The 5,600-nt window shown below is 58.7% G+C and carries 5 protein-coding genes; all 5 read left to right on the top strand.

Translation table 11 applies throughout. The features are described from left to right. Positions 1 to 468 (top strand): isoaspartyl peptidase/L-asparaginase (locus tag ACZAHD_RS21240; protein ID WP_462458518.1); only part of this gene is annotated, 468 nt, incomplete at its 5' end. Positions 469 to 479: 11 nt separating this feature from the next. Then, entirely contained in the window at positions 480 to 2,336 is a 1,857-nt protein-coding gene (gsiA, locus tag ACZAHD_RS21235) for a glutathione ABC transporter ATP-binding protein GsiA (RefSeq protein ID WP_462458517.1), read from the top strand. A 37-nt stretch (positions 2,337 to 2,373) separates the two neighbouring features. Next, entirely contained in the window at positions 2,374 to 3,915 is a 1,542-nt protein-coding gene (gene gsiB / locus ACZAHD_RS21230; protein WP_462458516.1) for a glutathione ABC transporter substrate-binding protein GsiB, read from the top strand. Between the two features lie 106 nt (positions 3,916 to 4,021). Further along, the gene (gene gsiC, locus ACZAHD_RS21225; protein ID WP_462458519.1) at positions 4,022 to 4,942 is read left to right on the top strand and encodes a glutathione ABC transporter permease GsiC; all 921 of its coding nucleotides are present in this window, start codon (positions 4,022 to 4,024) and stop codon (positions 4,940 to 4,942) included. A gap of 1 nt (position 4,943) precedes the next feature. Beyond that, a partial coding sequence (locus ACZAHD_RS21220) for an ABC transporter permease subunit (protein WP_462458515.1) occupies positions 4,944 to 5,600 on the top strand: 657 nt, incomplete at its 3' end.

The raw sequence follows: 5,600 nt of genomic DNA, 5'->3' as shown, positions 1-5,600 counted from the left end.
GATGATGAGATTGTGCTCGATCACCGCGCCGCGCCGCTCGATGAGCGCCATAAGATGGGGACCGTTGGCGCGGTAGCGTTGGATTTGGCCGGTAATCTGGCGGCGGCGACTTCGACCGGCGGCATGACCAATAAGCTCCCTGGCCGCGTCGGCGACAGCCCGTTACCGGGAGCCGGTTGCTATGCTAATAATGCCAGCGTCGCGGTCTCCTGTACCGGAACCGGCGAAGTGTTTATGCGTACGCTGGCGGCTTACGATATTGCGGCGCTGATGGAGTATGGCAATCTCAGCCTGTATGAAGCCTGTGAGCGGGTGGTAATGGAAAAGCTGCCAGCGCTTGGCGGCAGCGGTGGCCTGATAGCCATCGACAGAGAAGGCAACGTGGTTCTGCCGTTTAACAGCGAAGGCATGTACCGGGCCTGGTGCTATGCCGGGGATACGCCCACGATTGGTATTTATCGGGAATAAGGGGGAATACGTTGCCGCATAGTCAAGAAATCGATGCCGATGATGTTCTGGTGGTACGCGATCTGAACGTGGCGTTTCGCCAGGAGCAGGAGACGTTTTCTGCGGTGCGTCAACTGTCGTTTACCCTGCGGCGGGGCGAAACCTTAGCCATCGTCGGCGAATCGGGGTCGGGAAAATCCGTGACCGCGCTGGCGCTGATGCGCCTGCTCGATCGGGCGGTAAGCGAGGTCAGCAGCGAGGCGCTGTGGCTGCGCCGTCGCAACGGCCAGGTCGTCTCCCTGAGCGAGCAGTCAGCTGCCGGGATGCGCAGCGTGCGCGGGGCGGACATGGCGATGATTTTCCAGGAGCCGATGACCTCGCTAAACCCGGTGTTTACTATCGGAGAACAGATTGCCGAATCTATTCGTTTACACCAGGGGCTGGGGCATGATGCGGCACTGCGTGAAGCGAAAAAAATGCTCGATCAGGTCAGGATCCCCGAGGCGGAAACGGTGCTCTCGCGCTATCCCCATCAGCTTTCCGGCGGGATGCGCCAGCGGGTAATGATCGCGATGGCGCTGTCGTGCCGTCCTGCGGTTCTGATTGCCGATGAGCCAACTACGGCGCTGGATGTGACGATCCAGGCACAGATTCTCCAACTCATTGCCGTGCTGCAAAAAGAGATGGCGATGGGGGTGATTTTTATTACTCACGATATGGGGGTGGTCGCCGATATCGCCGATCGGGTACTGGTGATGTACCGCGGAGAAGCGGTGGAGAGCGGCACGGTGGAGGAGATCTTCCACGCGCCGCAGCATCCTTACACCCAGGCGTTGCTGGCCGCGGTCCCGCGGCTCGGGTCGATGCGCGGCAGCGATCTGCCGCGCCATTTTGCATTATTACAGCAACCCGCCTCCGATGAGGGGGAACAGAATACCGTCGTCGCCGGCGAGCCGGTGCTTAAAGTGCGCGATCTGGTGGTACGCTTCCCGCTGCGTAGCGGCATTCTGAACCGCGTCACCCGCGAAGTCCATGCGGTGGAGAAGGTCAGCTTCGATCTGTGGCGAGGCGAAACCCTCTCTTTGGTTGGCGAGTCCGGCTGCGGGAAGTCAACAACCGGCCGGGCCCTGCTCCGGCTGGTGGAGACACAGGGGGGGACCATCGTCTTTAACGGTGAGCGGATTGATACGCTGGCAAACAGTAAACTTCAGGTGCTGCGCCGCGATATCCAGTTTATTTTTCAGGATCCGTTTGCGTCGCTCGACCCGCGACAAACCGTAGGCTATTCGATTATGGAACCGCTGCGCGTACACGGCATGGCCGAGGGGGATGCGGCGCGAGCGCGCGTCGCCTGGTTGCTGGAACGGGTCGGTTTGCAACCGGAACATGCCTGGCGCTATCCACATGAGTTTTCCGGTGGCCAGCGCCAGCGTATTTGCATCGCCCGCGCGCTGGCGCTCAATCCGAAGGTGGTGATTGCCGACGAGGCCGTGTCCGCGCTGGATGTTTCAATCCGGGCACAGATTATTAATCTGATGCTCGATTTACAGCGCGAAATGGGCATCGCATTCCTGTTTATTTCACATGATATGGCGGTGGTTGAACGCATTAGCCATCGTGTGGCGGTGATGTATCGTGGACGCATTGTCGAGACAGGCCCGCGTCGCGCCGTGTTTGAAAACCCGCAGCACCCTTATACCCGCAAATTGATGGCCTCCGTACCGGTCGCCGACCCGACGCATCGTCATCCGCAGCGCGTACTGCTCTCTGATGAACTGCCGGGTAATATCTACAGGCGGGGGGCCGAGGTTAGCAGCATGCCGTTACAACAGGTGGGGCCAGGCCATTTTGTCGCCACGGAACCCGTCGCCGACGTGCTGGGAAGATAACAACGACACCAACAGTACAGCCTTTCAGGAGAACAACATGACACAACGTGTATTACGCAAAGGGTTGCTGGCGCTGGTCGTCGCGTCAGCGCTGGCGGCAAGCCCGGCTTTTGCCGCGAAAGATGTGGTCGTGGCGGTCGGCTCTAACTTTACGACCCTCGACCCGTATGATGCCAATGACACCCTGTCTCAGGCCGTTGCCAAATCATTCTATCAAGGGCTGTTTGGCCTGGATAAAGAGATGAAGCTGCAAAACGTGCTGGCGGAGAGCTACACCATCTCGCCGGACGGGCTGGTTTACACCATCAAACTCCATTCCGGGGTCAAGTTCCAGGATGGCACCGATTTTAATGCCGAGGCGGTGAAGGCCAACCTCGACCGCGCCAGCAATCCTGATAACCACCTCAAGCGCTACAACCTGTATAAAAATATCGCCAGTACCGAAGCGATCGATCCGACGACGGTCAAAATCACCCTGAAGCAGCCGTTCTCCGCGTTCATCAATATCCTGGCCCACCCGGCTACGGCGATGATCTCTCCGGCAGCGCTAAAAAAGTACGGCAAAGAGATAGGCTTCCATCCGGTGGGAACCGGGCCGTATCAGCTGGATACCTGGAATCAGACCGATTTCGTGAAAGTGAAGAAGTTTGCCGGTTACTGGCAGCCGGGTCTGCCGAAGCTGGATTCGATCACCTGGCGTCCGGTGGTGGATAACAACACTCGTGCGGCGATGCTGCAAACCGGAGAAGCGCAGTTCGCTTTCCCGATCCCTTATGAGCAGGCGCCACTGTTGGAGAAAAACAGCAAGCTGGAGCTGGTGACCAGTCCGTCGATCATGCAGCGTTACATCAGTATGAACGTGACGCAAAAGCCGTTCGATAACCCGAAAGTACGTGAAGCGATCAACTACGCCATCAACCGCCAGGCGCTGGTTAAAGTTGCGTTTGCCGGCTATGCGACACCGGCCACCGGTGTCGTACCACCATCTATCGCCTATGCCGAAAGATTCAAACCGTGGCCGTATGACCCGGCGAAAGCCCGCGAGCTGCTGAAAGAGGCCGGTTTCCCTAACGGGTTCAGCACCACGCTATGGTCGTCGCATAACCACAGTACCGCGCAGAAAGTGCTGCAGTTCACCCAGCAACAGCTGGCGCAGGTAGGGATTAAGGCCCAACTGACGGCTATGGATGCCGGGCAGCGTGCGGCGGAAGTTGAGGGTAAAGGGCAGAAAGAGAGCGGGGTGCGGATGTTCTACACCGGCTGGTCGGCTTCAACCGGCGAAGCTGACTGGGCGCTGTCACCGCTGTTTGCTTCGCAAAACTGGCCGCCGACCCTGTTTAACACCGCGTTTTATGCCAATCCACAGGTGGATAAAGATCTGACGGATGCGTTGAAAACCACCGATGTGAAGGAAAAAACGCGGCTCTATAAAGAGGCGCAGGAGACTATCTGGAAAGAGTCTCCGTGGGTGCCGCTGGTGGTGGAAAAACTGGTTTCGGCGCACAGTAAAAATCTGAGCGGTTTCTATATCCAGCCGGATACCGGGTTCAGCTTTGAGCAGGCGGATTTAACCCAGTGATGGATGGTACTCTGACCCTCTCCCGCTGCGGGAGAGGAAGATGGCGCGAGCGGCTCCACTTTCCATTCGCGCCGCCGGGCGATGGGGATGCCAGCAAGGGGGGACGATGCTCAATTATGTGATTAAGCGTCTGCTGGGGCTGATCCCCACGTTGCTGATTGTGGCGGTGCTGGTGTTCCTGTTCGTGCATATGTTGCCTGGCGATCCGGCGCGGCTGATTGCCGGACCTGAGGCCGATGCGCAGGTGGTGGCGATGGTGCGCCAGCAACTGGGGCTCGACCAGCCGCTGCATGTGCAGTTCTGGCACTATATCACCAGCGTATTGCAGGGCGATTTCGGCACCTCGATGGCGTCGCGCCGCCCGGTCAGCAGCGAAATAGCCAGCCGCTTTATGCCGACATTGTGGCTGACGCTGGCCAGCATGAGCTGGGCGGTGGTCATCGGTATGGCGGCGGGCATTGTAGCGGCTGTGTGGCGCAATCGCTGGCCTGACCGCCTGGGGATGGCGCTGGCGGTGACCGGTATTTCGTTTCCGGCTTTTGCGCTCGGTATGCTGCTGATGCAGGTTTTCTCCGTGGAGCTGGGCTGGCTGCCGACGGTGGGCGCCGACAGCTGGCGGCACTATATTCTGCCTTCCCTGACGCTGGGAGCGGCCGTTGCAGCGGTGATGGCGCGTTTTACCCGCGCCTCTTTTGTCGATGTCCTGCACGAAGATTATATGCGCACGGCGCGTGCCAAAGGGGTCAGTGAAACCCGGGTGGTGCTGAAACATGGTCTGCGCAACGCCATGATCCCGGTGGTGACCATGATGGGTCTACAGTTCGGTTTTTTGCTTGGTGGGTCGATCGTGGTCGAGAAGGTCTTTAACTGGCCTGGTCTTGGGCGACTGCTGGTGGATTCGGTAGAGATGCGCGACTATCCGGTTATTCAGGCCGAAGTCCTCCTCTTTTCGCTGGAATTTATTCTTATTAATTTAGTGGTGGATGTTCTGTACGCTGCCATTAACCCGGCTATCAGGTACAAATAAAGTGCGATTGCTCAACTGGAGACGACAGGCGGTTATTAACGCCATGCCGGGAGTTAAGCCCGGACAAATACGCACGCCGTGGCGCGAGTTCTGGCGGCGATTTCGTCGTCAGCCGGTGGCGATGGGCGCCGGTGTATTTGTCCTGTTGCTGATTGCGGTTGCTCTCGCAGCGCCGTGGATAGCGCCGTTCGATGCGGAAAACTATTTTGATTATGACCGGCTCAACGATGGCCCGTCGATGATGCACTGGTTCGGGGTGGATTCGCTCGGGCGCGATATCTTTAGTCGGGTGTTGGTGGGGGCGCAGATTTCGCTGGCCGCCGGCGTTCTGGCGGTGCTGATCGGCGCGGCGATCGGTACCGTGCTGGGTCTGCTGGCCGGATATTATGAAGGCTGGTGGGATCGCATCATCATGCGCATCTGCGATGTGCTGTTTGCCTTTCCAGGGATCCTGCTGGCGATTGCCGTGGTGGCGGTGATGGGCAGCGGAATGTCGAATGTGATTATTGCGGTGGCGATCTTTTCGATCCCGGCGTTTGCGCGCCTGGTGCGCGGTAACACTCTGGTGCTCAAGCAGCAGACCTTTATTGAGTCGGCGCGCAGCATCGGCGCCAGCGATATGACGATTCTGTTCAGCCATATTTTGCCCGGTACGGTA

Source organism: Raoultella sp. (genome assembly GCF_039594335.1).
Lineage (GTDB): Bacteria > Pseudomonadota > Gammaproteobacteria > Enterobacterales > Enterobacteriaceae > Klebsiella.
This window is presented reverse-complemented; position numbering and strand designations above follow the sequence as displayed.